The following is a 26,942-nucleotide window of genomic DNA, read 5'->3' as shown; positions in this document are numbered from 1 at the left end:
GCCGGGCAGCCGGTCCCGGCGTCAGAGCCGGGCTGCCACCGTCTCCGCGATCTCGTAGGTGTTGAGCGCCGCGCCCTTGCGCAGGTTGTCGCCGCACAGGAACAGCTCGAGGGTGTTGGGGAAGTCCAGTGCCTGCCGGATCCGCCCGACCCACGTCGGGTCGCCGCCCACCGCGTCGGCCGGCGTGGGCCACTCCCCGGCCGCCGGGTCGTCGCGCAGGACGATCGTGGGTTGCTCGCTCAGCACCTTCTGCGCCGCCTCGACGGACACGTCACCGGCGAAGGTGGCGTGCACCGCGAGGGAGTGGGTGGTGACGACGGGGACGCGCACACAGGTGGCCGACACCTTGAGGTCCGGGATGCCGAGGATCTTGCGGGCCTCGTTGCGGACCTTCAGCTCCTCCGACGACCACCCGTCGTCCTTGAGGGAGCCGGCCCACGGCACCACGTTGAGGGCCAGCGGCGCCGGGAACGGCGACGCGGCGGGGTCGAGGCCGGCATCGGCCAGCGCCTGGGCGACGTCGCCGCCACGCATCCCGACCTCCCGGCCGCTGACGGCGGCGAGCTCGGCGTAGAGCCGGTCGATGCCGCCCTGCCCGGCGCCGGAAGCGGCCTGGTAGGAGGCTACGACGAGCGCCTCGAGACCGAACTCGCGGTGCAACGCGCCCATCGCGGCCATCATCGACAGCGTGGTGCAGTTGGGGTTGGCGATGATGCCCTTGGGCCGCTCGGTGACCTTGTCGGCGTTGACCTCGGGCACCACGAGCGGCACCTCGGGGTCCATCCGGAACGCGCCGGAGTTGTCGACGACCACGGCGCCGCGGGAGGCCGCGATCGGCCCCCACTCCGCGCTCACCTCGTCGGGCACGTCGAACAGCGCGATGTCGACGCCGTCGAAGACCTCGGGGGCGAGGGCCTGCACGGTGACGTCCTGCCCGCGCACGCGCAGCACCCGGCCCGCTGATCGGGCCGAGGCCACCAGCCGGATGTCCGACCACGGCACCGACGGGCGGCCGTCGATGATGTCGATCATCGTGGTGCCGACGGCCCCGGTGGCACCGACGATCGCGACGACCGGCCCTGTGGTGTTCGCCGACCCGTTCAGGTCCGACGTCTCGCTGGTGTAGTCGCTCATCGTCCGCTCCCCGCGTGCACTACTGCCTGCTCCGCTCCGCCGAGCTCGAACGCGGCGTGCAGGGCACGCACGGCGTCGTCGAGTTGCTCCACCCGGCAGATCACGGAGATCCGAATCTCCGACGTGTTCATGGTCTCGATGTTGATGCCGGCGTTCGACAAGGCCTCGCAGAACGTGGCCGTGACCCCCGGATGGTTGCGCATTCCCGCTCCGACGAGTGAGACCTTGCCGACCTCGGCGTCGTGGAGCAGCTCGATGAAGCCGATCTCCGGCTGCGCGGCGGTGAGCACGGCGACGGCACGCGGGCCGTCGGTACGCGCCAGCGTGAACGTGATGTCGGTGCGCCGCGCCCCGGAGTGGCTGATGTTCTGCAGCACCATGTCGATGTTGATCTCGGCGTCGGCCACGGTGCGGAAGATGCGGGCGGCCATCCCCGGAGTGTCCGGCACGCCGGTGATGGTGATCTTGGCCTCGGACCGGTCGTGCGCGACCCCGGTGATGATCGCGTTCTCCACGGGAATCTCCTTGATCGAGCCGCTGACGAGCGAGCCCTGCTTGTCGTTGTAGGAGCTGCGCACCCGCAGCGGGACGTCGTACCGGCGCGCGTACTCCACGGAGCGCAGGTGGAGGATCTTCGCTCCGCAGGCGGCCATCTCCAGCATCTCCTCGTAGGTGATGCTCTCGAGGTGCCGCGCGTTCGGCACGATCCGCGGGTCGGCGCTGAAAATGCCGTCGACGTCGGTGTAGATCTCGCAGACGTCGGCCTCCAGCGCAGCGGCCAGCGCCACCGCGGTGGTGTCGGAGCCGCCGCGGCCGAGCGTGGTGACGTCCTTCGAGTCCTGGCTGACGCCCTGGAAGCCGGCGACCAGTACGATCGCGCCCTCGTCGAGCGCGTCGCGCAGCCGCTTCGGGTTGACCTGGACGATCCGCGCGTCGCCGTGGCGGGACGTGGTGATCATTCCGGCCTGGGAGCCGGTGAACGAGCGGGCCTGCGCACCGAGGGAGTGGATCGCCATCGCGACGAGCGCGTTGGAGATGCGCTCACCTGCGGTGAGCAGCATGTCCATCTCGCGCGGCGGGGGCGCCGGGGACACCTGCTCCGCGAGGTCGAGCAGCTCGTCGGTGGTGTCGCCCATGGCCGACACCACCACCACGACGTCGTGGCCCTCTTTGTGGGTCCGGACGATCCGCTCGGCGACCTTCTTGATGCGGTCCGCGTCCTGGACTGATGATCCGCCGTACTTCTGCACGACGAGGGCCACCGCCGACCTCCTGTCCTGATGCCGCGTGGGCGCGGCACCGTGGGGCTACCGTCCCCGTCGGGGACGCGGTGAGCGCTCCGGCCGAGGTACTGGTCGGAATCTCACCTTACCGGGCACGGACGCGGCAACCGTTGCCAATGGTCCATGCCACAGGGGGAAAGCTGAGCGCTCGACGCAGGGCGTCCCGGCCGCCGGACCGACGGATCCGGCGCGGGACGCGGGGTGAGTCAGGGGATGCGGCGCACGATCCGCACCACCACGCTGGTGATCACGAACCAGATCAGCGCGGCCGTGCCGTAGTTCAGCACGATGCCCAGCTTCGGGTCGGCCGGCAGGAACAGGTTCGACAGGCCCAGGTTGAACTGGTCGGCCAGCTCGTGGATCGACATGGCGAGGGTGTTGGCCGGGTTCGCGTCCAGGAGCGTGAGCACGATGTGTAGCACGAGGACGAGCACGATGAGCATGCCGACGATCCGCAGAACGCTGCCGAGGGCGTCGATGCCTCGGCGTGCCGTGGTTCCCACTGTCACACTGTCCTCCCCATGGCACTCGCTCCTCCGGTACCTCCGTTGTACCCGCAGGACGGAGTGACCGGCACGAAGACGGCCATACTGACACGCTCCGCATCTTCGGCCTACCGGCCGGTATCACTCGATCGGGTGGCACGGCGCCCGAGGGGCCGGGTTGCGGAGCTCCCCCCGGTGGGGGTTAACCTCGAGAACGTGGCACTCCTGCTCCTTCGTCGCCGCGGCGGGGTCTGACCGACCGGCCCCTCGTCGCGGGGTCTCGGCGTGCGCGCCGGTCACGTCAGGAACGTCTGATCGGCCGACCACAGGAGTACATCCCGGATGACCACCTCGCCCGACGCCTTCACCTCGGCGACATCCAGCCGTCTGCACACCCCTTCCCGCCCCGCGCCGGACCGCCAGCCCGTCTGGAACCCGCAGCGCGGTTCGGACATGCCCATCCACCGCTACCGCCCGTTCCACGAACAGGTGGAGCCGGTCTCGCTGTCCGACCGCACCTGGCCCGACAAGCGCATCTCCTCCGCCCCGCTGTGGTGTGCGGTCGACCTGCGCGACGGCAACCAGGCCCTGATCGACCCCATGAGCCCGGCGCGCAAGCACCGCATGTTCGAGCTGCTCGTACGCATGGGCTACAAGGAGATCGAGGTCGGGTTCCCGGCCGCCAGCCAGACCGACTTCGACTTCGTCCGCGAGATCATCGAGCGCGACCTGATCCCCGACGACGTCACGATCCAGGTGCTCACCCAGGCCCGCCCCGAGCTGATCGAGCGCACCTACGAGGCCTGTGAGGGCGCACCCCGCGCGATCGTCCACCTGTACAACTCGACCTCGATCCTCCAGCGCCGGGTCGTGTTCCGGTCCGACCGCGCGGGCATCGCCAAGATCGCCACCGACGGCGCGGAGGAGGTGCTGCGGTTCGCCGAGAAGTACCCGGCCACCGACTGGCGCTTCGAGTACTCCCCCGAGTCCTACACCGGCACCGAGCTCGAGTACGCCGTGGACGTCTGCAACGCGGTCTCCGCGATCTGGCAGCCGACCCCCGAGTCGCCGATGGTCGTCAACCTGCCGGCGACCGTCGAGATGGCCACGCCGAACGTCTACGCCGACTCCATCGAGTGGATGCACCGCCACCTGGCCCGCCGCGACGCCGTGGTCCTGAGCCTGCACCCGCACAACGACCGCGGCACCGCCGTGGCCGCCGCCGAGCTCGGCTACCAGGCAGGCGCCGACCGCATCGAGGGCTGCCTGTTCGGCAACGGCGAGCGCACCGGCAACGTCGACCTGGTGACGCTGGGCATGAACCTCTTCACCCAGGGCATCGACCCGCAGATCGACTTCTCCGACATCGACGAGATCCGGCGCACCGTCGAGTACTGCAACCAGCTCCCCGTTGCCGAGCGCCACCCCTGGGGCGGCGACCTCGTCTACACGGCGTTCTCCGGCAGCCACCAGGACGCGATCAACAAGGGCTTCGCCGCGATGCAGGCCGACGCCGCGCAGGCGGGCGTCGAGGTCGACCAGTTCCGCTGGGAGGTGCCCTACCTGCCGGTCGACCCGAAGGACATCGGCCGCACCTACGAGGCCGTGATCCGGGTGAACTCGCAGTCCGGCAAGGGCGGCGTCGCCTACATCATGAAGGCCGAACACCAGATGGACCTGCCGCGGCGGCTCCAGATGGAGTTCTCGCGCGTGATCCAGGAGGTCACCGACTCCGAGGGTGGCGAGGTCTCCCCCAAGGAGATGCGCGACGCCTTCGACGCCGAGTACCTCGGCCGCGTCACGCCGCTGAAGCTGATCCGCCACCGCCTCACCAGCGACGGCGAAGGCACCGACGAGATCGTCGCGACGGTGCGCGTGGAGAGCGACCTGCACGAGATCACCGGCAGCGGCAACGGGCCGATCGCGGCGTTCGTCGACGCGCTCGCCGGCATCGGGTTCGACGTGCGGGTGCTCGACTACCACGAGCACGCCATGTCCGCGGGTGACGACGCCCGTGCCGCCGCCTACGTCGAGTGCGCCGTGGAGGACACGGTGTTCTGGGGCGTCGGGGTGGACAGCTCGATCGTGAACGCCTCGCTCAAGGCCGTGGTCTCGGCGGTCAACCGCGCGATGCGCTGACCCCCAGCCTCCAGCCCAGCCCCATTGCAGCAAAGCCACTTTCATGCCATCTGGTTGCGTGAAAGTGGCTTTGCTGCAACTCGGGGCGGGGTGTCAGGCCTGGCTGCGGCCCTCCGCGAAGAAGGCCGCCACGGCCGCCGCATCGGGGAGGTCGGACGCCGGGCGCACCGCGCCGAACGGCGCGTTCCAGAACTCTCCCTCTCGTGGGGTCCACGGCCCCACGTACGCGTACGGGAAGGCGTGCCCCGCGTCGCCGGGTGAGATCCCGTAGTTGACCTCGTCCAGGTCGATGCCCAGGTCGAAGTGCTCCGGCCAGAGCACGGGGGTCGCCTCCGGCAGGAACGCGCGCAGCCCCGCGTCACCCCGGCCGAACCAGCCCAGGATCAGCTCGGCCGCTGCGGGGTCGACGGCCAGCGGCTCGTCCAGGGCGACGCCGGACGTGTCGCTGTAGAGCCCCTCGGGTGGCCCGGTGTCCACACCGGCGGCCGCCCCGAGCTCGCCCAGTGTGCCGCGCAGTGGCCAGCGCCCGGCCGGGCCGACGAGCTCGGTGCCCTGCACCCGCAAGGGAGACGCCACTCCGGCGAACCCGCCGTCCGACACCGTCAGCCTGATCGTGCCGTGTGCGCGGTACTGCGGACCGGCGATCACGCTCTCCGCCACCCCGTGCAGTGCCCGCCGCGTCGCCACGAGTACCTGCTCGTCCATCCGTCCTCCTGTTGCCGCCCACTCCCCCGCACGCCCATCGTCGCCCACGCCGTCCCGGAGCCGAACAGCTGTCCAGGTGGTGGCCGCTGAGCGGTGCGGCTCCGAGGTGCGGATTCGTGATCGGGTAGCGTCCGTCTGTGCGACTGCCGGTGGATCCGACCGCCGCGTATCTGGTCGTCCTGTTGTGGACGAGCCTGCCGTTCACCCCGGCCGAGCCGGTGCTGGTGCTCGGCGGCTCGTGGTCGGCCACCGGTGCGCTGTGGCTCCCGCTGGTGATTGCGGCCTCTGCGGTCGGTTCCCTGATCAGCGACCTCGTCAAGTACGCCGTCGGCTGGTACGCGGGCCCCGCGCTGCTCGCGCGGCTGCGGCGACGCCCCGCCGGTGCCCGGGCGGCCGACTGGGTGGAGGCCCGGATGCGCACCGCGGGGGCCGGGGTGATCGTGCCCTCGTACTTCGTGCCCGTCGGGGTGGTGGTCTCCACCGTCCTGTGCGGGGCGCTGCGACTGCCGGTCGGCGCGGTCGTGCGGGCGTCGATCGTCGGTGCGGTGCTCTGGTCGGCGATGTACGTCCTGATCGGCTACGCCGGCGGGAGGGTCACGGGTGACCCGCTGCTCGGCCTCGCGATCGGCATGCCCGCCGCGCTCGTGCTCGGCGCCCTGCTGGCCCGCCGCGCCCGGGCGCGATCCGCCGAGGACCGGCAGCGGGCGGCCGCAGCGACACCGCCGGTCAGCGACCCAGGATCTCCGTGACCGAACCGGGGAGGTCCGGGACCGCGCCGGGCGCGAGGACGTCGTCGACCGCCTCGACGTCCACGCGGTGCGGCTGAAGCAGGCCGCTGCGGATGTCCTCGGCGAAGTGGCAGGCCACCCGGTGCCCCGCGGGGGCGCCGGCGATCACGCGCAGCGCCGGACGCTCGTCGTCGCACCGGGTGGGCTGGCGCCACGGGCAGCGGGTGTGGAACCGGCAGCCCGCGGGGGGCGCGGCGGGTGAGGGCAGGTCCCCGGTGAGCAGGATCCGCTCGCGGTGGTCCTCCAGCTCGGGGTCGGGCACCGGCACCGCGGACAGCAGCGCGCGGGTGTAGGGGTGCTGGGGGTCGTCGTAGAGCTCCTGCGACGGCGCCTCCTCGACAAGCCCGCCGAGGTACATCACGCCAACCCGGTCGCTCACGTGGCGGACGACGGCCAGGTCGTGGGCGATCACGAGGTAGGTGAGGCCGAGCTCGGACTGCAGCCGGCCCAGCAGGTTCAGCACTTGGGCCTGCACCGAGACGTCGAGCGCCGACACCGGCTCGTCGGCGACGATCAGATCGGGTTCGACGCTGAGCGCGCGGGCGATCCCGATGCGCTGGCGCTGGCCACCGGAGAACTCGTGCGGGTAGCGACGCAGCGCGCCGGCCGGCAGCCCGACCGAGTCGACGAGCTCGCGCAACCGCGCCCCGTCGGCCGCGGGGCCGCGCGACAGCCCGTGTGCCTTCATGCCCTCGGTCAGCAGCGACTCGACGGACTGCCGGGGGTCCAGGCTGGACATCGGGTCCTGGAACACCATCTGGAAGCGGCGGCGCATCGTCCGCAGCTGTTCGCCCTTGAGCTGGGCCACGTCGACACCGTCGAACGTGACCTGTCCCGCGGTCAGGTCCACGAGCCGCAGGATCGCCCGGCCGAGGGTGCTCTTGCCGCAGCCCGACTCGCCCACCAGGCCGTAGGTCTCGCCGCGTCCGATGTGGAGCGACACGCCGTCGACGGCGTACACGTGCCCCACCGTGCGGTCGAGCACCAGACCCCGCTTGATCGGGAAGTGCACCGCGAGATCGCGGACGTCGAGCAGCGGTTCGCTCGTCTCCATGGTGCTCACTCCGCGTTCGCCGGGACCGGGTTGTGGCAGCGCAGCAACCGGCCGCCGCTCGTCTCGGCGACCGGGGTGACCTCGGTGCAGGTCTCGATCGCCCGGGGGCAGCGCGGCGCGAAGGCGCAGGCATGCGCCCACGGCAGGTTGTCCACCACAGAGCCTCGGATGGCTTCGAGCTCCTCCCCCGGCGGCGCGTCCAGCCGCGGGATCGAACGCAGCAGGCCGTGTGTGTAGGGGTGCCGAGGCGTGGCGAACAGACGGTGCCGCTGCGCGCGCTCCACGATCCGGCCGCCGTAGAGCACGTTGACGGCCTCGCAGAGCCCCGCGACGACACCGAGGTCGTGCGTGATCATGATCAGGGCCGCGCCCGTCTCCCGGACGAGCTCGGAGAGCAGCCCGAGGATCTGCGCCTGGATCGTGACGTCGAGGGCGGTGGTCGGCTCGTCGGCGATGAGCAGCCGCGGCTGGCAGGCGAGCGCGATGGCGATGAGTGCGCGCTGCCGCATGCCGCCGGAGAGCTGGTGGGGGTAGGAGTCGAGGCGTCGCCGGGGATCCGGGATGCCCACCCGCTCCAGCAGCTCGGCGGCGGCCTGGCGGGCCTTGTCGCCTGCCATCCCCCGGTGCCTGCGCAGCACCTCGGTGACCTGCAGGCCGATCGGGATCACCGGGTTCAACGACGAGAGCGGGTCCTGGAACACCATCGACAGGTCGCGCCCGCGGCGGGCCCGCATCTCCGACTCCGACAGCGTCAGCAGGTCGGTGCCGTCCATCCGCACCGAGCCGCTCACCCGTACTCCGCGGGCCGGCAGGAGGCGCATGATCGCCAGCGACGTCACCGACTTCCCGCACCCGGACTCCCCGACGAGACCGACCACCTGGCCGGGCGCGACGTCGAAGCTCACCCCGTCGACGGCGACCGTGTCGGGCTCGCGACGGCGGGTGAAGGCCACCTGCAGGTCGCGCACCTCCAGCAGCGCGGTCATCGGCGCCCCTTCGGGTCGATGGCCTCACGCAGCGACTCCCCGAGCAGCGTGAAGCCCAGCGCCACCACGATGATCGCGGCCGCCGGGTAGAACGCGAGCGCAGGCCGCACGTCCAGGTAGGTCTGCGCCTGGGCCAGCATCAGCCCCCACTCGGCACGGGCGGGGTCGGCGTCGCCGAGGCCGAGGAACGACAGGGCGGCCGCGTCCAGGATCGACGTGGCGAGCGTCAGCGTCGCCTGCACGATCACCGGGCCGATGGCGTTGGGCAGCATGTGCCGCAGCACCACCGCGCTCCGTTTCACCCCGAGGGACGTGGCCGCGACGACGTGGTCGCTCTCCCGCTGGGCGAGCATCGACCCGCGGAGCAGCCGAGCGAAGATCGGGACGCCGACGATCGCCACGGCGATGATGACGGTGGTCTGCGACGGGCTCGCGGCCAGCGCGGCCACCGAGATGGCGAGCAGCAGGCTCGGGATGGCCAGCAGGACGTCGGTGATCCGCATGAGCAGGGTGTCGACCCACCCGCCGAACGCACCCGCGACGGTGCCGATCACGATGCCGACCACGAGTCCGATCAGCGTGGCGAGCACCCCGACCAGCAACGTCTGCTGCGCGGCCAGGATCACCCGGGAGAAGAAGTCGCGCCCGAGCTGGTCGCTGCCCAGGGGGAAGCCGTCCTGCGGGCCTGGAATGGCACCCGGGCGCAGGTTCTCCTGCAGCTGCGGGAACGTCTCGGCGGCGCCGTGCGGGGCGATGAGCGGCGCGAGAGCGGCGACCACCACGAACAGGCCGACGATCACGGCACCGGCGATCGCCGCAGGCTCGCGGCGCAGCCGCCGGAAGGCCTCGGAGGTGAGGCTGCGACCGGCGGACAGCTCGTCGAGCCGCGCCTTGCGGCGCTGCGCCCAGGTGACGGTCATGACAGGACTCCGCTCACGACAGCCGCACCCGGGGATCGATGATCGCGTAGGACAGGTCGACGAGCAGGTTCACCAGCACGTACACCAGCGCGCCCAGCAGCAGCAACGCCTGCAGCCGCGGGTAGTCGCGCTGCTCGATGGCTCCGGCCAGCAGCGTGCCGATGCCGCCCCAGACGAACACCTTCTCGGTGAGCACCGCCCCGGCCAGCAACAGCCCGACCTGCAGCCCGATCGTCGTGGACACCGGCAGCAGCGCGTTGCGCAGGACGTGCCGGCCCCGCACCGTGCTCGGCGAGAGCCCCTTCGAGTTGGCGGTGCGCACGAAGTCGGATCCCAGCACGTCGAGCACCGAGGCCCGCGTGATCCGGACGATCACGGCGAGCGGGATCGTGGCCAGCGCCACGGCAGGCAGCACGAGGTGGCTGAGCGCGTCGAGGCTCGCGTCCCACTCCTGGGTGAGGAACCCGTCGAGCACCGCGAACCCGGTGACGTTCGTGGCATCGACGTCCACGGCCTGCCGGCCGGACGGCGGGAACCAGCCCAGCTGGACCGCGAACACGCTCTTGAGCAGGTAACCGAGGAAGAACACCGGGACCGCGACGCCGATCAGCGTGCCGATCACGGTGGTGACGTCGAGCGGGCGGCCCCGGTACTGCGCCGCGACGTAGCCCAACGGGATCCCCAGCACGACCGCGATCACCAGCGCCGCCAGCGACAGCTCGATGGTGGCGGGCAAGGCGCGCCCGATCTCGGCGAGCACGGGCTCGCCCGTGATCGTCGAGGTGCCGAAGTCGCCGGACGCCACCCGGACGAGGAACCGCCAGTACTGCACCAGGACGGGCTGGTCCAGGCCGAGGATCCGGTTGAGCTCGGCGATCCGCTGCGGGGTGGCCCGGTCACCGAGGAACGCGGATGCCGGACCGCCGGGCAGGCTGCGCAGCCAGGCGAAGACGAGCAACGACAGCAGCAGCAGCGTCGGGATCACCTGCACGAGGCGCCGCAGCACGAACCGCAGCATGTCCCCTCCTGCTGTGTCGATGCGGGCTACCGCCGGCAACCAGGTGCCGACGATCACTGACGGCGAGCGAGGGTGGCACCGCCGGCTCCGGCGGTGCCACCCGGGGTCCTGTCGATCAGCCCTTGCTGACCGTGTAGAACCGCTCGTCCGTCAGCGGGGACGGGATCAGGCCGGTGACGTTCTCCCGCACCACGATCGCGGGCGGCGAGCTGCTGAGCGGGACCGCCGGCAGGTACTTCGCCATCAGGTCGCGGTTGACCTGCTCGTACGCGGCGGCGTGGCCCGCCGGGTCGACCGTGGCGTCCGCGGCGCCGACCTGCTGGAACAGGGCCTGGTCGGTGATGCCGAACTCCGGCTTGTTGCGGCCGAAGAACGTGCCGAGGAAGTTGCCCGCGTCGTTGTAGTCGCCGGTCCAGCCGAGCAGGTGCAGGTCGTGCACGCCGTTGGCGGTGATCGAGTCGAGGTAGCCGCCGTTCCACGGCTGCGGCACCGCGTTGACCGTGATCCCCACCTGGCGCAGGTTCTCCTGCAGTGCCGTGAAGATGTTGGTGGGGTTGGGCATGTAGGGCCGGGTGACCTCGGTCGGGTAGTAGAAGTTGACCGTGAGGTTGGACTGGCCGGCCTCCGCGAGCAGCGCCTTCGCACGCTCGGGGTCGTACGGGATCGGCTGGAGATCGCTCGCGTAGCCGTCCACCGTCTCCGGCAGGAACTGGGTGGCCACCACGGCGCCCTCGGGGAGCTGGTTGCGCACCAGGGACTCACGGTCGATCGCGTACGCCAGTGCCTGGCGGACCCTGATGTCCTGCAGCGCCGGGTTGTTCTTCTGGTTGATCCCCATGTACAGGATGTTGAAGACCGGCCGGACGAGCACGTTGTAGCCGCTGCTCTTGAGCGACTCCCAGTCGGCCGGCGAGGGGTAGTCGTAGCCGTCGATGGTGCCGGCCTGCAGCTCCTGCTTGCGCGCGTTCTCGTCGGGGATCACGCGGAAGATCAGCCGGTCGACCTTGGCCGGCTCACCCCAGTAGTCGGGGTTGCGCACGAGAGTGATCACGTTGGCCGTGCGGTCGTAGCTCTCGAACTTGAACGGACCGGTGCCGGTGGGGTGCTCGGTGGCGTACGGGCCGTAGGTGAAGGCCTCGCCACTCTGCTCGATCTGGTCGGCGTTGTACTGCTGCAGCGCCGCGGGGCTCGAGATCGACAGCGAGGTGAGCCCGAAGGCCGCCGGGAACGCCCCCTTGGCCTTGTTCAGCTTGATCACGGCCGTGGCGGGGTCGGGTGCGGCGCACGAGTTGAAGACCGGCGTGCCGGTGGCGCTCGCCTGGTTGTTGGTGAATCCCTCGAACGTGTCGCTGTAGTAGATCGCCTGCGCCTGGGCCGCCGCGTTGGGCAGGTTCACCCAGCGGTTGAAGTTGAAGCAGACCGCCTCGGCGTTGAAGTCGGTGCCGTCGTGGAACTTGACGCCCTCACGGAGCTTGAACGTCCACTCGGTGAAGTCGGCGCTCGGGGTCCACTCCAGCGCCAGGGCCGGCGCGAGCTCCGCGGTGCCCTGCTTGTACGTGATCAGGGTGTCGTACATCTGCCGGGCCGGCCGGAACGTCTCGCCGTCCTGGGCGAAGATCGGGTCGAAGTTGTCCGGCGCGCCGGGAACCCCGAACACCAGCGTGCCTCCGGTGGCACCGGACCCGCCCTGAGCAGCGCCGTCACCCCGCTCGGACTGGGCGCACGCGGCCAGTGTGACGGCAAGCGCTCCGGCTGCGAACAGGGCGGAGAGACGTCTAGCTGACCTCATGCGGGCAACACCTCTTCGGGTCGGAGACCCACGTCGGGTAAAAGGCAGGGATGCAGACGGTAATGGGCGGCCATACCGATCGGTAGATCTTCGTGTCACGGTTGGGCTACAGCTGGCTGCCTCGCCCTTACCCCGTGTGGTCGCCGCACCCTCCGCGAACGCGAGGAGGGGCCGTCCCTGTCCGGAACGACCCCTCCCCGCGACTGCCCGTCACGCCAGGTCGAACTCCCCGGCCTTCACGCCGGCGACGAACGCCGTCCACTCCTCGCGGGTGAAGACGAGCGACGTGCCGCGCTCCGGGTCCTTGCTGTCACGCACCACAACCGGCCCCTCCGGCGAGCGTCCGACCTCGACGCAAGCGCCGCCACTGCAGTAGCTGCTGATCTGGTACTGAATCACAGGGGCCTTCCTGAGGTAGTGCGCTTCCCAAATAAACGACGACTGACCCCCGCACGATTCTCCTGCGCGGATGACGAGGTGAGTGTCAGCGTGAACATACCGTCCACTTGGGACCCTCCAGAAGGGGAGTCGCCCTCACCGGTAACCGCTGATGATCTTCCGTGACTCCCCTGGCGAGAGGGAATTCCGGAGGACATCGGCGAAGACGCCCCGGTAGTGGTCCACATCGGACCTCACGTCCAGGAAGGTCTCCCCCGCCTGGCCCTCGATGTAGACCACATCGGACCCCAGCTCTTCGGGGATCTCGAGCAGCGAGAAGCGGCCGAAGTGGGCCCGGAGCAGCCCCGAGCCGAACGGCAGCACGCGGACGGTCACCGTCGGGAGGTCGGCCATCTCGAGGATGTGCTCGACCTGTGCCGCCCAGACCCCGGCTCCCCCGACCGGCCGCTGTAGCACCGCCTCGTCCAACACGGCAACGAGCTGGAGCGGGGCGCGGTCGGTCCGGCGCAACGCCTCCTGCCGCTTGAGGCGCAGTTCCACCAGCCGGTCGATCTCCTCCGCGGAATGGTGGGGAAGCAGGATCGACAGGACCGTGCGGGTGTAGTCCTGAGCCTGCAGGAGTCCGTGCACGAGCGTCACCTCGAACGAGCGCACTATCGTCGCGTCGCTCTCCAGCGCGGCGTACCGGCTGGGGGAGTCCATCACGAACCGCTCCGGCGCCACGCCGTCGGTGAGCGGCTCCCACCAGCCGTGCTGCCGCCCGTCCCGGACGAGCCGCAGGAGCATGTCGCGCTCGGTGTCGGAGGTGACGCCGTAGATCCGCATCAGCTCGCGGACGTCGGGCACCTTGGGGATGCCCTTCCCCGTCTCCAACCGCGAGATCTTGGACGTGGAGCAGGTCATCTGCTCGGCCACCTCGTCGAGCGTCAGCCCGGTCTTGAGCCGGAGACGCCGGAGCTCGGCTCCCAGCCGGCGACGGGACCCGACGGGGCTCTGCGGTGCAGCCATGCCTCTCCTGATCGCCGGTCCACCATTGCTGCGGCCGGGTGATCAGAGCGCCGCCCGCAGCTTTGCAATTGCATGACGCACTGTCTTCAGGCAATCTAAGCATCCGTAGGTCGGTTGTGGTACTCACCACGCCGACCGCGGCTCCCAGGAGAGGAGGCCGCAGTGATCACCTACCTTCCGCTGTTTCCCCCGTCCTGGGTTCGACTGTCCCGCGTTCCATGCGGCGGCCGCTCCGGGACCCGGAGCGTCTGCATCCCGTCCCGGTTCGAACCCGGGATCCCCCACTGTCCGACAACCAGTCGGAGTGAGTTGCAACGGGAAGGGGCAAGACGGTGATGTCCAACGGAAGAACGAGGAGCAACAGCACCCACGGGGTGGCCGTCCACCGAGGCCGGTGGTCGCCATGATCGCCGTGATCGTCGCCGGGGTCGGCGTGATGGTCGCGATCGCGATCGCCGTGGGGATCATCGACAACGTGCACGCCCGCTCCTGGCGCGAGGTCGCGGCAGAGCGGCGGCGGGAATGGGAGGCCCGTCAGCCCGAGTACCACGGCGTCGACGACCACGACGCCGAGTCATGGGACGAGGACTGACGCGGCGCGGTCGCCGGGGGGTGATCGCGGCGGCGGCGGTGCCGGGCTCAGCAGTCCCGGCGCCGCCGCGGTGCTCGGCCCGGGCGGGCCGGCCACCGCGCCGGCCCGTCAGAGGGCGCGCCGGCCGGACAGCGCGCGACCGAGGGTGAGCTCGTCGGCGAACTCCAGGTCGCCGCCCATCGGCAGACCGGACGCCAGCCGGGTGACCGACAGGCCGGGGAAGTCGCGCAGCAGCCGCACCAGGTAGGTGGCGGTGGCCTCGCCCTCGGTGTTGGGGTCGGTCGCGATGATCACTTCGGCGATGTCGGTCTCGTCCTGGGCCGGACCGGTGCCACCGAGGCGGGCGAGCAGCTCACGGATCCGCAGGCCGTCCGGCCCGACGCCCGCGAGCGGGTCGAGAGCACCACCGAGCACGTGGTAGCGCCCCTTGAACTCGCGGGTGCGCTCCACGGCGAGCACGTCCTTCGGCTCCTCGACGACGCAGACGATCGTGGGGTCGCGGCGCGCGTCGGAGCAGTACCGGCAGCGCTCCCGCTCGGAGACGTTGCTGCAGACCTCGCAGAACCGCACGCCCTCCTTGACCTTCTGCAGCACCTCCTGCAGCCGCGACACGTCCACGGGGTCGGCCGCCAGCAGGTGGAAGGCGATCCGTTGAGCGCTCTTCGGCCCCACTCCGGGCAGCCGGCCCAGCTCGTCGATCAGGTCCTGGACCGGTCCCTCGAACACGGGGCTAGCCGAGTCCCGGAAGGCCGAGGCCGCCTGCGGCGTCGCCCAGACCGCCTGCCAGCGGCCCCATCTTCTCGGCCTGCATCTCCTGTGCGGCCCGCGCGGCGTCGTGCAGCGCGCCGACGAGGAGGTCCTGCAGGGTCTCCACGTCGTCGGGGTCGACGATCTTCGGATCGATCCGTACGGAGCGCACCTCGCCCGCGGCGGTGGTGGTGACCTGAACCAGTCCGTTGCCGGCCTGGCCGATGACCTCGGCCTCCGCCAGCTCGGCCTGGGCGGCCATCAGCTGCTCCTGCATCTTCTGCGCCTGCTGCAGGATCATCTGCATGTCGGGCTGACCCGGTTGCACCAGCGGTCTCCTCGCAGTCGTGCCCGGCGCGTCGGACGCGGCCGGCTCAGGGCAAAAGGCTAACGCTTCCGCAGCACATCGACGCCCTCAGGCGGGGAGATGGCGTGGCGCCGCGGCCACCGTGCCACGCTGAGGGTCGTGCGCACCTCCCGCCTGTGGCTCTGCGGCGTCGCGCTGGCGGCGGTGCTGGGTGGCTGCGCGACGCCCCCGCCGCAGGTGCCCCTTCCCGCCGCCGGCTCGGCGCCGTCCCCCGCACGGGCCCCGTCGCCCGTCTCCGTCGCGCCGCCCGTGGTGGTGCTCGACCCGGGTCACAACGGCCGCAACTCCCGGAACCTCGCAGCCATCAACCGCCAGGTACCCGACGGGCGTGGGGGCACGAAGGCCTGCAACACCACCGGCACCCAGACCGATGCGGGATATCCCGAGCACGCCTTCAACTTCGACGTCGCATCGCGGGTGGCGCAACAGCTCACCGCGGCGGGCGTCCGGGTCGTCATGACACGCACGGACGACGACGGCGTCGGCCCCTGCGTCGACGAACGCGGCCGGGCGGGCGACAGCGCGGGGGCCGCCGCCATCGTCTCCATCCACGCCGACGGTGCCCCCGCTCGGGGAGCCGGCTTCCACGTGGCGTACTCCGACCCGCCGCTGAACCCGGCGCAGGAAGCGCCGGCGCACGAGTTGTCGGTGGCGCTGCGCGACGCCATGCGCAGTGCCGGTTTCGTGGACTCGAACTACATCGGCCGCGACGGCCTCTCCCCGCGGTCCGACCTCGCCGGGCTCAACCTCGCCGCCCGCCCCACGGCACTCGTGGAGTGCGCCAACATGCGCAACCCCGCCGAGGCCGCGCTGGTGAGCAGCCCCGAAGGCCGGGCCCGGTACGCGAGTGCGCTGGCGCAGGGCCTGCTGGCCTACCTGCACCGCCCCGGCTGACCGCTCCGCCGGTCAGGCAGCGGCACGGGCGCGGCGGGCGTCGATGTGCTGGTTGACCCGCGCTGCCAGTTCGACGAGCAGCGCGCCCACCGCCGCCACCACGAGCGCCAGCAGCATCGTCGGGCGGTGGCCGGGGTCGAGCTGCCAGAAGTCCTGCCCGAACAGGATCGGGAGGAACAGCGCGTAGCAGAAGGCCACGATCGACGCGGCGATCATCACCGTCTTCCACCACACGAACGGACGGGCGACGACGACGAGCACCCACGTGGCGACGAGGTACAGCGTCACCACCGCGGCGGTGCTCTGCTGGACCGGGGTGGCCGTCGCGTCGGCCCGGGCGAGCAGGTAGGTGACGAAGGTGGCCAGCCCGGTGATCACCCCCGCCGGTAGCGCGAGCCGCAGCACGCGGCGCACGAACCCCGTGCGAGCACGCTCGGTGTTCGGCGCGAGCGCGAGGAAGAACGCGGGGATGCCGATCGTGAGCGCGCCGATCAGCGTCAGGTGCCGGGGCAGGAACGGGAACGGCACCTCGACCACGCCGATGAGGATCGCCAGCAGCACGGAGTAGACGGTCTTGGTGAGGAACAGGTTGGCGACGCGCTCGATGTTGCCGATCACCCGCCGCCCCTCGGCGACGACGTGCGGCAGCGTCGCGAACGAGTTGTCCAGCAGCACGATCTGCGCGACGGCACGGGTGGCCGGGCTTCCCGAGCCCATGGCCACGCCGATGTCGGCGTCCTTGAGCGCGAGCACGTCGTTGACCCCGTCGCCCGTCATCGCGACGGTGTGCCCGCGCGACTGCAGAGCGCCCACCATGTCGCGCTTCTGCGCCGGGGTGACGCGGCCGAACACCGTGCTGCGCTCGAGCGCGTCGGCCAGCTCGGTCCGGTCCGCCGGCAACTGCCTGGCGTCGACGGGGGCGCCGGCGTGCGGCAGGTCGAGCGACGCCGCCACCGCGCCGACCGACACGGCGTTGTCCCCCGAGATGACCTTGACCTCGACGTCCTGCGCCGCGAAGTAGGCGAGCGTGCCGGCCGCCTCGGGCCGAACCCGCTGTTCGAGGACGACCAGCGCGGCGGGCTCGACCGCGCCGGGCGCCGTCGCGGCGTCGACCGGGCGGTCGGAGCGGCCAAGCAGGAGCACCCGCAGGCCCTCGGCGCCCACCCGCTCGGCCTCCGCCCGCTCGGGGCTGTCTGCGGGCAACAGGACGTCAGGGGCGCCGAGCACCCAGTCGCCGTCGGCACCGAAGCTCGCCCCGCTCCACTTGCGGGCCGACGAGAACGGCGCCGTCGCCGACACCGTCCAGCCGGGCGACGGGCACCCCTCGCCCACCGCTGCCAGGCTCGCGTTGGGCCGGGGATCGGCGGCGGCGAGCGCACCCAACGAGCGGTGCAGCACGCCGTCCTCCGACATCCCCCGCAACGGCTGAACCCTGGCCAGCCGCATGCCGTTCTCGGTGAGCGTGCCGGTCTTGTCGGCGCACACGACGTCGACCCGCGCGAGGCCCTCGATGGCCGGCAGCTCCTGGACGAGGCACTGCCGACGGCCGAGCCGGACCACCCCGACGGCGAACGCGATGCTGGTGAGCAGCACCAGCCCCTCGGGCACCATCGGCACCAGCGCGGCGACCATCCCGCGCAGCGCGTCGTCGATGTCGGCGCCCACCGTGTGGAGCTGGCTCCAGATGATCAGCGCAGCCGCCGGCACCATGAGGTAGGTGACGATCTGCAGGATCCGGTTGATGCCCGACCGCAGCTCGGAGTCGACGAGGCTGAACCTGCTCGCCTCCTCGGCCAGTTTCGCCGCGTAGGCCTCGCGCCCCACCTTTGTGGCCTGGTGGGCGCCGGTACCGACGGTCACGAAGCTCCCCGAGAGCACCTGGTCGCCGGGTTGTTTGTGCACCGGGTCGGACTCGCCGGTGAGCAGCGACTCGTCCACCTCGAGACCGTCCGAGGCGAGCACCACGCCGTCCACCACGACCTTGTCGCCGGGCCCGAGCTCGATGACGTCGTCGAGCACAACGGCACTCGGTGACAGCTCGATCGATGCCCCGTCGCGTCGCACCCGGGTGCGGGCCTCCCCGATGATCGCCAGCCGCTCGAGCGTCCGCTTCGCGCGCACCTCCTGCACGATGCCGATCAGCGTGTTGATGATGATCACGAAGCCGAAGAGGCCGTCCTGGATCGGCCCGATCACCAGGATGATGGCGAACAGCACACCCACGATGGCGTTGAACCGGGTGAGCACGTTGGCCCGGATGATCTCGCCGACGCTGCGGCTGGCCCGGGCAGGGACGTCGTTGGTGTGGCCGCCCGCGACCCTGGCGGCGACCTGATCGGCGGTCAGCCCGACGAGGACGTCGGTCTGCACTTGTCCATCGGCCACGTGGCGGCAGCCTACGCAGAGCCCGGTTGCCGCCCGCCCGGACGCCCGCTCGCCGACGCGATGCCACCCGGTGGCGCACTCGGGCTGGCGCCGCCGCGGTGGGTCAGCGCCGATCGATCGCCCGGGCTCCCAGCTGCGCGCTCAGAAGCTCGATCGCCGCCTCCTCGGGGTCGCGCCGCTGCTCCACGGGCAGATCCACCGGGGCGGTGGCCGCCTCGGCGATCATCGACTCCTCGTCGTCGGGCGGTGGCTCCTCCTCGGGCGGCTCGGGCGGGAGCGGTTCGCCGTCGTCGGGGGCGGCCGAGCGACGCACGGGCGGCGGGCGGGACGGCCGGCGTTGCGGCGCGGCGACGGGGGACGGGGGCGGACCGGCCGCGGGGGGCGCGGACGGCACGGCGTCGCCGTGCTCGCAGCGCACCCGCCAGCGGACCCCCAGCACCGCGTGCAGCGACTCGGCGATGACCTCGGTGTTGCTCTGCTCCGAGAGCAACCGGGCCAGCGGGGCGGTGCCGATGCTCAGCACCAGCGTGTCGCCCTCCACGGCCCGCACGGTGGCGCTCACCAGCAGCGCGGCCGTGCGCTTCTTGCGGTCCTTGGCCGCGGCCAGCACCTCCGGCCACGCCCGCCGCACCGCCGCCGCGTCGAGTGGAGCCACGCCGGCGGGCTCGGCCTGGCGAGCGGGGCCACCGCGGTCGTACCGGGCGGCTGTGTCGGCCGGCGCCGGCGGAACCGGGCGGTCGGAGGCAGCGGTCGTTGCCCGCTCGGGGACGGGGCGCGCCGAGCCGGGACGGGCGACAGGCTCCCGTTCGGAGGGACGGGCAGGTGAGGCGGGCTCCACGGCAGGACGATCACCGGGCGGGCGTTCCGTCGAGGGTTCACCGCCCCGGCGAGCGGCGCCTGCTGCCTCATCGACGGCGGGACGATCGGCGCCCGAGGGAGGAGCACCGGTGGGTTCCGCTGCCACCGGTTCCCCACCCCGGCGACCGGAATCGGCGGGCCCGGCGGCAGAGTCGACGCCAGCCCGCGGATCGACGGCGGGACGATCCGTGGCGGCCCGCTGCCGGACCGCCTGCTCGGACTCGGCGGGCGCCGCCCCGACCCGGCCGTCCCGAGCCTCCACCGGCGCACCGGCGCCCGCCGGCTGCTCCGCCCGCTCGCTGCGGCGCTGGAACCGCGGCCGCACATCGGCCGGCTCCTCACGATCGGCCACCGTCTCCCCGGGGGGCAGCGGGGCGGACGCGATGGCATTGCGCCGCTCGAGGCGCTCGAGGCGTTCCAGCAGCCCCGGCTCGGCCACGGTGGCGGCGGGCAGCAGCATCCGCGCACACAGCAGCTCCAGCAGCAGCCGCGGCGCCGTGGCCCCCCGCATCTCGGTGAGCCCGGTGTGCACGATCTCGCCGTAGCGGGTGAGCGTGGCCTGACCGAGCTTGCCGGCCTGCTCGATCATCCGCGACAGCTCGTCCTCGGCCCCCTCGACGAGCCCGCGCTCGGCCGCCTCGGGCACCGCCTGCAGCAGCGTGAGGTCGCGCAGGCGTTGCAGCAGGTCGGCCGCGAAGCGGCGGGGGTCGTGCCCGGCCTCCACCAGCCGGTCGACGGCCTCGAACACCGCGGCGCGGTCGCTCGCGGCGAGCGCGTCGACCACGTCGTCGATCAGAGAGACGTCGGTGACCCCGAGCAGCGCCACCGCCCGCTCGTAGGTGACGCCCTCCGGTCCGGCCCCGGCGAGCAGCTGGTCGAGGACCGACAGCGAGTCGCGCGCCGAGCCGCCCCCCGCGCGGATGACGAGGGGGAAGACCGGGGGCGCGACGACCGCGCCTTCCTCGGCGCAGATGCGCTCCAGCAGCTTGCGCAGCGTGCCGGGCGGGATGAGGCGGAACGGGTAGTGGTGGGTGCGCGAGCGGATGGTGGGCAGCACCTTGTCCGGCTCGGTGGTGGCGAACACGAACACCAGGTGTTCCGGCGGCTCCTCCACGATCTTGAGCAGGGCGTTGAAACCCTGCGTCGTGATCATGTGGGCCTCGTCGACGATGAACACGCGGTAGCGCGACTCCGCGGGCGCGAAGAAGGCGCGGTCGCGCAGCTCCCGGGTGTCGTCCACCCCACCGTGGGACGCGGCGTCGAGCTCGGTGACGTCGATGTTGCCCGGCCCGCCCGGCGCCAGCGAGATGCAGGACGGGCAGACCCCGCACGGGTCGGGTGTGGGACCGAGCTCACAGTTGAGCGACCGCGCCAGGATGCGCGCCGACGACGTCTTCCCACAGCCGCGGGGGCCCGAGAACAGGTAGGCGTGGTTGATACGGCCCGCCGCGAGCGCCGTGCTCAACGGCTCCGTGACGTGTTCCTGCCCGACCACCTCGGCGAACTTCGCCGGGCGGTACTTGCGGTACAGAGCCAGCGCCACGGGCGCGAGGCTACCGACCGGCACCGACAGCAGGCCGCGGGGGAACGTAAGTGGCCGCACGGGCCGGAGACGTAAGGGGACCCCGCGCACCCGACAGAGCCCGTTGACCCTTGCTGCCTTCCGGCCCTGGGGGAGTTCACAGGATGGACGCCGCGCGGGGTCCGTGGAGGAGTGTAGGCGGTCGTCGGCGGCGCGAGCGACCCGGCTATGCTCCGACACGGAGGATTCGCCTAGTGGCCTATGGCGCACGCTTGGAAAGCGTGTTGGGTTCACGCCCTCGCGGGTTCGAATCCCGCATCCTCCGCCAGCGTCACCAGCGCATACGGCCGGACCGCCCTGACGGGTGGTCCGGCCGTTGCACATCGCCATCGGCGGGAGCACGCACTCCAGCGCTCCACCTGGAAGTCGCACCCTTGCCCGCCTCTTCTGCGAGGCTCGTGACGTGCTCCCGCACCTCCGTGACAGCACGATCGTTCTACGAGCCTGGTTGCCCTCGGACGCAGAGTGGTACGCGTGCTGTACGAGGGACGCAGAGATCACGCGGTTCACGACCGACCCCTCGAACCTGACCGCGGACGACGTCGTCGCCGCGATCAACGCGCTCTCGTCGAACCCACGGCATGAAGGGTTCTTGGTCGCTGATGCGCGCACCGGGTCCCGCCTCGGCAACGTCGCCCTCGAACACGCAGATGGGACAGGCGACGTCTCGTACTGGGTGGCAGCGGAGGCGCGGGGCCGAGGCGTCGCTCGTCGAGCCCTCGCGCTCCTCACCCGCTGGGCCTTCGCCCACCTGGATCTCCAGGTGATCCGTTTGTGGACCCACGCCGACAACGCCCCATCCCGAGCCGCCGCTGAGAGAGCAGGCTTCACTCGCAATCGGTCCGGCGACCGACTGCGCGAGGTCAAGGGCGAAGTCTGGCCGACGGTCGCCTACGAGTTGCGTCGACGCACACCTACAGCGGCCCCGCCGCCGGAAGGGTGAATGAGCCGCTCATACTCCGCTTTCCTTGGCTTCCTCGGCCGCTGCCAACGCCGTTCGGTCTGGGAGCGGCGTGCGTAGAGTGCCGTCGTGCAGGAGCTCTCCGACCTCGAGACAGTCCGCGAGTCCTACGACCGGGTGGCCGACGCCTACGTCGAGATGGGGGCCGGCCGGCTCGACGCGCAGCCGTGGCTACGGGCTGCGCTCGCCGCGTTCGCGGAGTCCGTCCGCGGACTCGGCCCGGTCCTGGACGTCGGCTGCGGCCCCGGCATCGTCACCGCGCACCTCTCCGGGCTGGGTCTGGACGCCTCGGGCGTCGACCTGTCGCCGCGGATGATCGAGCACGCCCGACGGGAGTACCCCGACCTTCGGTTCTCCGTCGCCTCGGCGACCGACCTCGACCTCGCGCCGGCCTCGCTGGGCGGCGTGCTCGGCTGGTGGTCGCTGTTCAACCTCCCGCGCGAGGCGCTGCCCGGTGTGCTGCGGAGCTTCGCGGACGCGCTCGTCCCCGGAGGTCAGGCGCTGGTCGGCACGCACGTCGGCGACGGCGACATCGCCCGCACGGAGGGGTACGGCGGCCTGCCGGTGTCCTGGACGACCCACCTGTACCGCCCCGAGGAACTGGTCGGAATGCTGGTCGACGCCGGTCTCGACGTGGTCGCCGAGCTGAGGCTGCCGGTGCAGCCGCCCTCGCGGCTCCCGCAGGTACTGCTTGCTGCGCGGCGCCCGGCCTGACCCGCCACGCGCGTCCCGGCCGCGGCCGGTTCCGAACACACGCCGTGGTCCGGACCGGCGTACCGCTCGCTTCAGAAGATGACTTCCGGGGCTGACTGGACAAAGACCGATCATTGACGTCCGGTCCGGTAGAACATTTTGCGGCGCCATCGCGCCCGGCCGCATATGGTGCACGTACCCCGCGAATCCCGCGTCCGGCGACACAAGCGGAAGAATGGGGTCACCACCCCCACTCGACCTGCCATGACCGCCCTAGACGGCGTGGGCCATCCAGCGCGATGCTGGATTCTTCACCGCGGCCTGAGTGGCACGCCCGATTCAGCATTTCTTGCGCCCTCCCTGGCGCGTCATGGACACATAACGCGGCATTCCACGGCCGCAAACAGCAATATGGGACCACAACGCTGTCGCGTGACAAGGGGAGCTCGACTGATGACTCGCAGCATGAGACACTTGTCCCCGCCGCCGGTTCGCAATCCCCGAAACGGCGATCCGTATTGTTGCCCGCTGTGCGCGGAGCGCCTGGATCATCACACCCAGCTGGGCCGCCGGGCGGCGTTCACCTGCGGATCGTGCAGTGCGTTCTGGCTCGAATCAGACGTCATCCGAAGTCGCGCGGGCGAGTGGGATGATTCCGACGAGGTGTGCGGGGTCAGTGGTTCGCTGAATCTTCACGGCGAGCCCATCAGGGGTGACCTGCGTCCTGGGCGGGAACACGGCGACAACCAGCAGACCCGAGTTCACATCTCCTACGAGGGTCACCAGTGGTGCTGAGTCGGCTCACCACCGGTCTCGATGTGCAACCCGGCAGCAGCGACTTTCCGCGGACCAGCGCACCCGGAGCGATACCGTGCGCGGTGCTCGATGAGGGACTGCTTCACATGGCGGACGGCGTGTCACTGTTCGTTCGCAGCCATGGCGATCCGGACGCCCCCGTCCTGCTGGTGATCCACGGCGGGCCCGGGTGGGACCACTCCTACCTCCTGCCGGCGCTCGACGATCTGATCGACGTACGCCGTGTCGTCCTGTTCGACCTGCGCGGGTGCGGTCGCAGCAGCCGGGACCTCCCCGCCGACGAGTACCAGCCCGACCTGTGTGTCGAGGATGCTGCTCGGCTCGTGTACGAACTCGGCGCCGACCGGGTGGACGTGCTCGGCTTCTCCTACGGCGGACAGCTCGCGATGATGCTTGCCGAACGCCATCCGCATCTTGTGGACCGGCTGGTACTCGCATCGACCACGGCGTATCCGGATATCGAGGACGAGCTCGCTCAGAACGCCGAGTATCTGCGACGGGTCGCGGCCGTCGACGCCGAGATTGCGGCGATCTTCGCGGATCGGTCCACCGGCCAGGCCGAGAAGACCCGCCTCATGGCGATGGCCGCCGCGCCGATGAACCTGTGGGACCTCGGGTTGCTGGACCCGTGGCGGGCCGTGCTGCGGCGGGTCCGGTTTTCCGGCGAATGGAATCCGGGATGGCTTGCGGGCAGGCTGCGGTCACCCCGGCCCGCCGATCCGGAAGCGGTGCTACGCGAACTCCGTCGTCCCACGTTGATCCTGCACGGTGCGCACGATCTGGGTTTCCCCGCGCAGGTAGCTCATCGGCTGCATGCGGCCGTGCCGCACAGTGAACTGTCTCTGGTGCCGGAGGCCGGCCATGCTGCGCACTTCGAACGGCAGGCCGACTGGGTCGGCCGGGTACGGTCCTTTCTGGCCGGCTGACACCCGGCGAAGCAGCACCGGTCAATCCGCGCCGGACGGAGCCAATGACCGGATGAACCTCGCCGGGTTGCCCGCCACCACCGCATACGGCGGAACGTCCTTCAGCACCACCGATCCACCACCCACGACCGCATGCGCACCGATCGTCACCGGCCCGGCGACCAGCACGTTGGTCGCCAGCCAGACACCTTCGGCGATCTCGATGTCGTACCCGCTGCGGGGGATGGCCTGCTGCCGCTCGATGCCGAACTTGTCGACCTCGTGCACGCCGGCGAGCACGCAGACGTTGTGACCGAAGAACACGTACTCCCCGACGGTGATGTGGCCACCGCCGGTGTTGAAGATCGCGTTGTTGACGACCGCGGTGGGGTGGATCCGCAGCCGGGCGGGGTCGCTGTGGACGCGGTAGCGGTAGAGCCCATCGAGGCGTTCCTCCTCGATGCGCTCCGCCACCAACCGGTCCACCGTCGGCTTCAGCACCCGCTCCAGCAGTCTCATCGGAGGCGGGGTACCCGCGTTTCCGCTGATCACGCGCGTGTCGCGGCCGAATGTGAGGGTCGGCGGCCCGACCGCACCCGAGGGAGCGCCACGGTCACTGAGCGGTCCAGCCTCCGTCAATGACGATCACGACGTCGGTGATGAACCGGGGCGCCGCCGTATCAGCAGACGATAAGCGGAGAGTGAGCACCGTAGACGCCGCCCGAAACCGGATTCACGGTCTTCACAATTCGTGCAGTCGGTCCATAAAGGTCGCGACAGAGGCCTCGCCGCGCCGGCCGACCGTATAGTTATGGGCGCACCCCTTCCGACTCATGTGTATGCCCGGGAATGACCTCGACGGCGAGCGACGGAAATTCACCCGCCCACTGTCAATCAATCCCGCGGTCCATGCAGAGCACTCTTCCGAAGGAGCCTGATGCATCCGATTTCGCCACGTCGCGGACACGCCGTCGTCATCGGCGCATCGATGGGAGGACTGCTCGCGGCCCGGGCGCTCAGCGAAAGTTTCGAGCGCGTGACGGTGCTCGACCGGGACGAGCTTCCGACCGAGCCGAGCCCGCGGCGCGGCGTGCCGCAGGGTCGCCATCCGCACGCTCTGCTCGCCCGGGGCCGGGAGGTGCTCGACGAGTTCTTCCCCGGTCTGAGCGACGAACTGCTCGCGGCCGGCGTGCCCCTCATCGATGTGCGGTCCGATTTCCACTGGTACGCCGACGGTCGCCTGCTGTGCCCCGGGCCGTCGGGACTGTTCGCCCTGGGAGTGAGCCGTCCCCTGCTGGAGTTCGCCGTCGGCTCCCGGGTCGCGGCCCTGCCCCGGGTGTCGATCGTCGATCGCTGCGAGGTGACCGGCCTGACGAGTTCCCCTGATCGGCGCCGGATCACCGGAGTGCGCATGCGGAACCGCTCGGCGGACGCGGCGGAATCCGTGCTGGCCGCCGATCTTGTGGTGGACGCCGCAGGCCGTGGCACGCGCGGCCCGGTGTGGCTCGACGAGCTCGGGTACGCGAGAGCACCGGAGGAACGGGTGCGCATCGACGTCACCTACCTCTCCCGGCTCTACCGCCGTGAACCCCACCATCTCGGCGGCCGTCTCGGCTCGACGTTCGCCCCCTACCCGGGCCAGCTGCGCAGTGGGCTCGTGCTGGGACAGGAGGGCGAGCGCTTCATGGTCAACATCAGCGCGTGGGGTGGCGATGAGGTCCTGCCCACCGAGGACGCGGGCATGGCCGAGTTCGCCGAGCACCTGGCCGCCCCCGACATCGCCGAGATCATCCGTTCTGCCGACCCGCTGAGCGAGCCGGTGCTGTCGCGTTATCCGGCGAGTGTCCGCCGTCGTTACGAGCAGCTCGATCGTTTCCCGGAGGCCTATCTCGTCGCCGCCGACGCCCTCTGCAGCTTCAACCCGATCTACGGGCAGGGCATGACGGTCGCCGCGCTGGAAGCGCAGCTGCTGGGCCGCCTGCTCCATGAGGGCGGCGATGAACTGTGGCTCCGCTTCTTCACCGCGTCGGCAACGCTGCTCGACAACCCGTGGGGCATCGTCGTCGGCGGCGACCTGCGGTTCCCGCACGTCGAGGGCGAGCGGACCGCGGAGATGCTCGAGATGGGCGAGTACCTGGAGCGGTACCGGGAGGCGGCAGAGGACGACGCCGTCCTCGCCACGGCACTGCTGCGCGTGATCAACATGCTCGACGGCCCGGAGCGGCTGGTGGCCCCCGAGCTCCAGGAACGGGTGCTCCGCGGCGCCGGGCCGGCTCGGGCCGCCGTGGGGTGACGCGCAGCACCGCCCAGCCCGCGGCGTTCCGGCATCCGGTCGTAGGCGATGGTCCGCCCGGACCAAAGATCGACGACGTTGCCTCGATCACGCTTGATCACGTGACCGACCGGGAACTCAGCCACAACGGGTCGTCAAGAG

At 71.2% G+C, this 26,942-nt stretch carries 24 protein-coding genes, 1 tRNA gene and 1 other RNA gene; 9 read left to right on the top strand and 17 right to left on the bottom strand.

Going from position 1 to position 26,942, the window contains the following annotated elements; genetic code table 11:
- Window positions 1–21 precede the first annotated feature (21 nt).
- The 3 genes from ACQPZA_RS01480 to ACQPZA_RS01470 form a co-directional block, all read right to left on the bottom strand.
- Window positions 22–1,134 carry an aspartate-semialdehyde dehydrogenase gene (locus ACQPZA_RS01480; RefSeq protein ID WP_433277682.1) on the bottom strand — a complete coding sequence of 371 codons (1,113 nt, stop codon included), beginning with the start codon at window positions 1,132–1,134 and terminating at the stop codon, window positions 22–24.
- Complete coding sequence (locus ACQPZA_RS01475) at window positions 1,131–2,396, bottom strand: aspartate kinase (RefSeq protein ID WP_169397937.1); 1,266 nt, start codon at window positions 2,394–2,396, stop codon at window positions 1,131–1,133. The genes ACQPZA_RS01480 and ACQPZA_RS01475 overlap by 4 nt, the downstream gene beginning before the upstream one ends.
- Before the next feature lie 227 nt (window positions 2,397–2,623).
- Entirely contained in the window at window positions 2,624–2,920 is a 297-nt protein-coding gene (locus ACQPZA_RS01470) for a hypothetical protein (protein ID WP_169397954.1), read from the bottom strand.
- Between the two features lie 324 nt (window positions 2,921–3,244).
- On the opposite strand from ACQPZA_RS01470, the gene leuA reads away from it, so the two are divergent.
- Window positions 3,245–5,041 carry a 2-isopropylmalate synthase gene (leuA, locus tag ACQPZA_RS01465; RefSeq protein WP_169397938.1) on the top strand — a complete coding sequence of 599 codons (1,797 nt, stop codon included), beginning with the start codon at window positions 3,245–3,247 and terminating at the stop codon, window positions 5,039–5,041.
- Between the two features lie 93 nt (window positions 5,042–5,134).
- On the opposite strand, the gene ACQPZA_RS01460 is transcribed toward leuA, so the two are convergent.
- Window positions 5,135–5,746 carry a hypothetical protein gene (locus ACQPZA_RS01460; RefSeq protein ID WP_169397939.1) on the bottom strand — a complete coding sequence of 204 codons (612 nt, stop codon included), beginning with the start codon at window positions 5,744–5,746 and terminating at the stop codon, window positions 5,135–5,137.
- A gap of 137 nt (window positions 5,747–5,883) precedes the next feature.
- Here ACQPZA_RS01460 and ACQPZA_RS01455 point away from each other — a divergent pair, with 137 nt between their 5' ends.
- Window positions 5,884–6,495 carry a DedA family protein gene (locus ACQPZA_RS01455; RefSeq protein ID WP_433277677.1) on the top strand — a complete coding sequence of 204 codons (612 nt, stop codon included), beginning with the start codon at window positions 5,884–5,886 and terminating at the stop codon, window positions 6,493–6,495.
- On the opposite strand, the gene ACQPZA_RS01450 is transcribed toward ACQPZA_RS01455, so the two are convergent.
- From ACQPZA_RS01450 to ACQPZA_RS01420, 7 genes are all read right to left on the bottom strand, one after another.
- On the bottom strand, window positions 6,473–7,588 hold the full coding sequence (locus tag ACQPZA_RS01450; protein ID WP_433277675.1) for an ABC transporter ATP-binding protein: 1,116 nt from the start codon (window positions 7,586–7,588) through the stop codon (window positions 6,473–6,475). The two genes, ACQPZA_RS01455 and ACQPZA_RS01450, sit on opposite strands and share 23 nt — an antisense overlap.
- A gap of 5 nt (window positions 7,589–7,593) precedes the next feature.
- A complete protein-coding gene (locus ACQPZA_RS01445; protein WP_433277673.1) occupies window positions 7,594–8,574 on the bottom strand; it encodes an ABC transporter ATP-binding protein in 981 nt (326 codons plus the stop codon).
- A complete protein-coding gene (locus ACQPZA_RS01440) occupies window positions 8,571–9,494 on the bottom strand; it encodes an ABC transporter permease (RefSeq protein WP_433277671.1) in 924 nt (307 codons plus the stop codon). The genes ACQPZA_RS01445 and ACQPZA_RS01440 overlap by 4 nt, the downstream gene beginning before the upstream one ends.
- A gap of 13 nt (window positions 9,495–9,507) precedes the next feature.
- Entirely contained in the window at window positions 9,508–10,512 is a 1,005-nt protein-coding gene (locus ACQPZA_RS01435; protein WP_169397944.1) for an ABC transporter permease, read from the bottom strand.
- A 115-nt stretch (window positions 10,513–10,627) separates the two neighbouring features.
- Window positions 10,628–12,301: an ABC transporter substrate-binding protein gene (locus ACQPZA_RS01430; RefSeq protein WP_433277669.1), complete on the bottom strand. Its 1,674-nt coding sequence runs from the start codon at window positions 12,299–12,301 to the stop codon at window positions 10,628–10,630.
- A gap of 210 nt (window positions 12,302–12,511) precedes the next feature.
- Window positions 12,512–12,700: a DUF397 domain-containing protein gene (locus ACQPZA_RS01425; RefSeq protein ID WP_169397946.1), complete on the bottom strand. Its 189-nt coding sequence runs from the start codon at window positions 12,698–12,700 to the stop codon at window positions 12,512–12,514.
- A 135-nt stretch (window positions 12,701–12,835) separates the two neighbouring features.
- Complete coding sequence (locus tag ACQPZA_RS01420; RefSeq protein WP_433277667.1) at window positions 12,836–13,708, bottom strand: helix-turn-helix domain-containing protein; 873 nt, start codon at window positions 13,706–13,708, stop codon at window positions 12,836–12,838.
- A gap of 403 nt (window positions 13,709–14,111) precedes the next feature.
- Here ACQPZA_RS01420 and ACQPZA_RS01415 point away from each other — a divergent pair, with 403 nt between their 5' ends.
- Window positions 14,112–14,300 carry a hypothetical protein gene (locus ACQPZA_RS01415; protein ID WP_169397948.1) on the top strand — a complete coding sequence of 63 codons (189 nt, stop codon included), beginning with the start codon at window positions 14,112–14,114 and terminating at the stop codon, window positions 14,298–14,300.
- Window positions 14,301–14,408: 108 nt separating this feature from the next.
- On the opposite strand, the gene recR is transcribed toward ACQPZA_RS01415, so the two are convergent.
- Window positions 14,409–15,026 carry a recombination mediator RecR gene (gene recR / locus ACQPZA_RS01410; RefSeq protein ID WP_169397949.1) on the bottom strand — a complete coding sequence of 206 codons (618 nt, stop codon included), beginning with the start codon at window positions 15,024–15,026 and terminating at the stop codon, window positions 14,409–14,411.
- 4 nt (window positions 15,027–15,030) lie between these two features.
- The gene (locus ACQPZA_RS01405; RefSeq protein ID WP_312859301.1) at window positions 15,031–15,375 is read right to left on the bottom strand and encodes a YbaB/EbfC family nucleoid-associated protein; all 345 of its coding nucleotides are present in this window, start codon (window positions 15,373–15,375) and stop codon (window positions 15,031–15,033) included.
- Window positions 15,376–15,513: 138 nt separating this feature from the next.
- Here ACQPZA_RS01405 and ACQPZA_RS01400 point away from each other — a divergent pair, with 138 nt between their 5' ends.
- The gene (locus tag ACQPZA_RS01400; protein ID WP_433277663.1) at window positions 15,514–16,308 is read left to right on the top strand and encodes an N-acetylmuramoyl-L-alanine amidase; all 795 of its coding nucleotides are present in this window, start codon (window positions 15,514–15,516) and stop codon (window positions 16,306–16,308) included.
- Window positions 16,309–16,320: 12 nt separating this feature from the next.
- On the opposite strand, the gene ACQPZA_RS01395 is transcribed toward ACQPZA_RS01400, so the two are convergent.
- From ACQPZA_RS01395 to ffs, 3 genes are all read right to left on the bottom strand, one after another.
- Entirely contained in the window at window positions 16,321–18,693 is a 2,373-nt protein-coding gene (locus ACQPZA_RS01395) for an HAD-IC family P-type ATPase (protein ID WP_433277661.1), read from the bottom strand.
- A 103-nt stretch (window positions 18,694–18,796) separates the two neighbouring features.
- Window positions 18,797–21,094, bottom strand: a complete 2,298-nt coding sequence (locus ACQPZA_RS01390) for a DNA polymerase III subunit gamma and tau (RefSeq protein ID WP_433277659.1) — start codon at window positions 21,092–21,094, stop codon at window positions 18,797–18,799.
- A gap of 71 nt (window positions 21,095–21,165) precedes the next feature.
- Window positions 21,166–21,260, bottom strand: an RNA gene (gene ffs, locus ACQPZA_RS01385) — signal recognition particle sRNA small type.
- A 53-nt stretch (window positions 21,261–21,313) separates the two neighbouring features.
- On the opposite strand from ffs, the gene ACQPZA_RS01380 reads away from it, so the two are divergent.
- The 4 genes from ACQPZA_RS01380 to ACQPZA_RS01365 all read left to right on the top strand — a co-directional run bounded on the left by ACQPZA_RS01380 (window position 21,314) and on the right by ACQPZA_RS01365 (window position 24,529).
- Window positions 21,314–21,401: transfer RNA gene (locus tag ACQPZA_RS01380), tRNA-Ser, on the top strand.
- A gap of 135 nt (window positions 21,402–21,536) precedes the next feature.
- Window positions 21,537–22,076, top strand: a complete 540-nt coding sequence (locus ACQPZA_RS01375) for a GNAT family N-acetyltransferase (RefSeq protein ID WP_433277657.1) — start codon at window positions 21,537–21,539, stop codon at window positions 22,074–22,076.
- Window positions 22,077–22,163: 87 nt separating this feature from the next.
- Window positions 22,164–22,808: a class I SAM-dependent methyltransferase gene (locus tag ACQPZA_RS01370; RefSeq protein WP_433277655.1), complete on the top strand. Its 645-nt coding sequence runs from the start codon at window positions 22,164–22,166 to the stop codon at window positions 22,806–22,808.
- A gap of 881 nt (window positions 22,809–23,689) precedes the next feature.
- Window positions 23,690–24,529, top strand: coding sequence for an alpha/beta fold hydrolase (locus tag ACQPZA_RS01365; protein ID WP_433277653.1), 840 nt, complete (start codon window positions 23,690–23,692; stop codon window positions 24,527–24,529).
- 21 nt (window positions 24,530–24,550) lie between these two features.
- Here the strand turns inward: ACQPZA_RS01365 and ACQPZA_RS01360 are convergent, their stop codons facing one another.
- Complete coding sequence (locus tag ACQPZA_RS01360; RefSeq protein ID WP_433277651.1) at window positions 24,551–25,027, bottom strand: acyltransferase; 477 nt, start codon at window positions 25,025–25,027, stop codon at window positions 24,551–24,553.
- A gap of 418 nt (window positions 25,028–25,445) precedes the next feature.
- Here ACQPZA_RS01360 and ACQPZA_RS01355 point away from each other — a divergent pair, with 418 nt between their 5' ends.
- Window positions 25,446–26,801: an FAD-dependent oxidoreductase gene (locus ACQPZA_RS01355; protein ID WP_433277650.1), complete on the top strand. Its 1,356-nt coding sequence runs from the start codon at window positions 25,446–25,448 to the stop codon at window positions 26,799–26,801.
- The last annotated feature ends 141 nt before the right edge of the window (window positions 26,802–26,942 follow it).

Origin of the sequence: Pseudonocardia xinjiangensis (genome assembly GCF_050948425.1) — a bacterium.
GTDB lineage: Bacteria > Actinomycetota > Actinomycetes > Mycobacteriales > Pseudonocardiaceae > Pseudonocardia > Pseudonocardia xinjiangensis.
The sequence above is the reverse complement of the archived record's forward strand: the minus strand, read 5'-3'. Positions and strand labels throughout refer to the sequence as shown.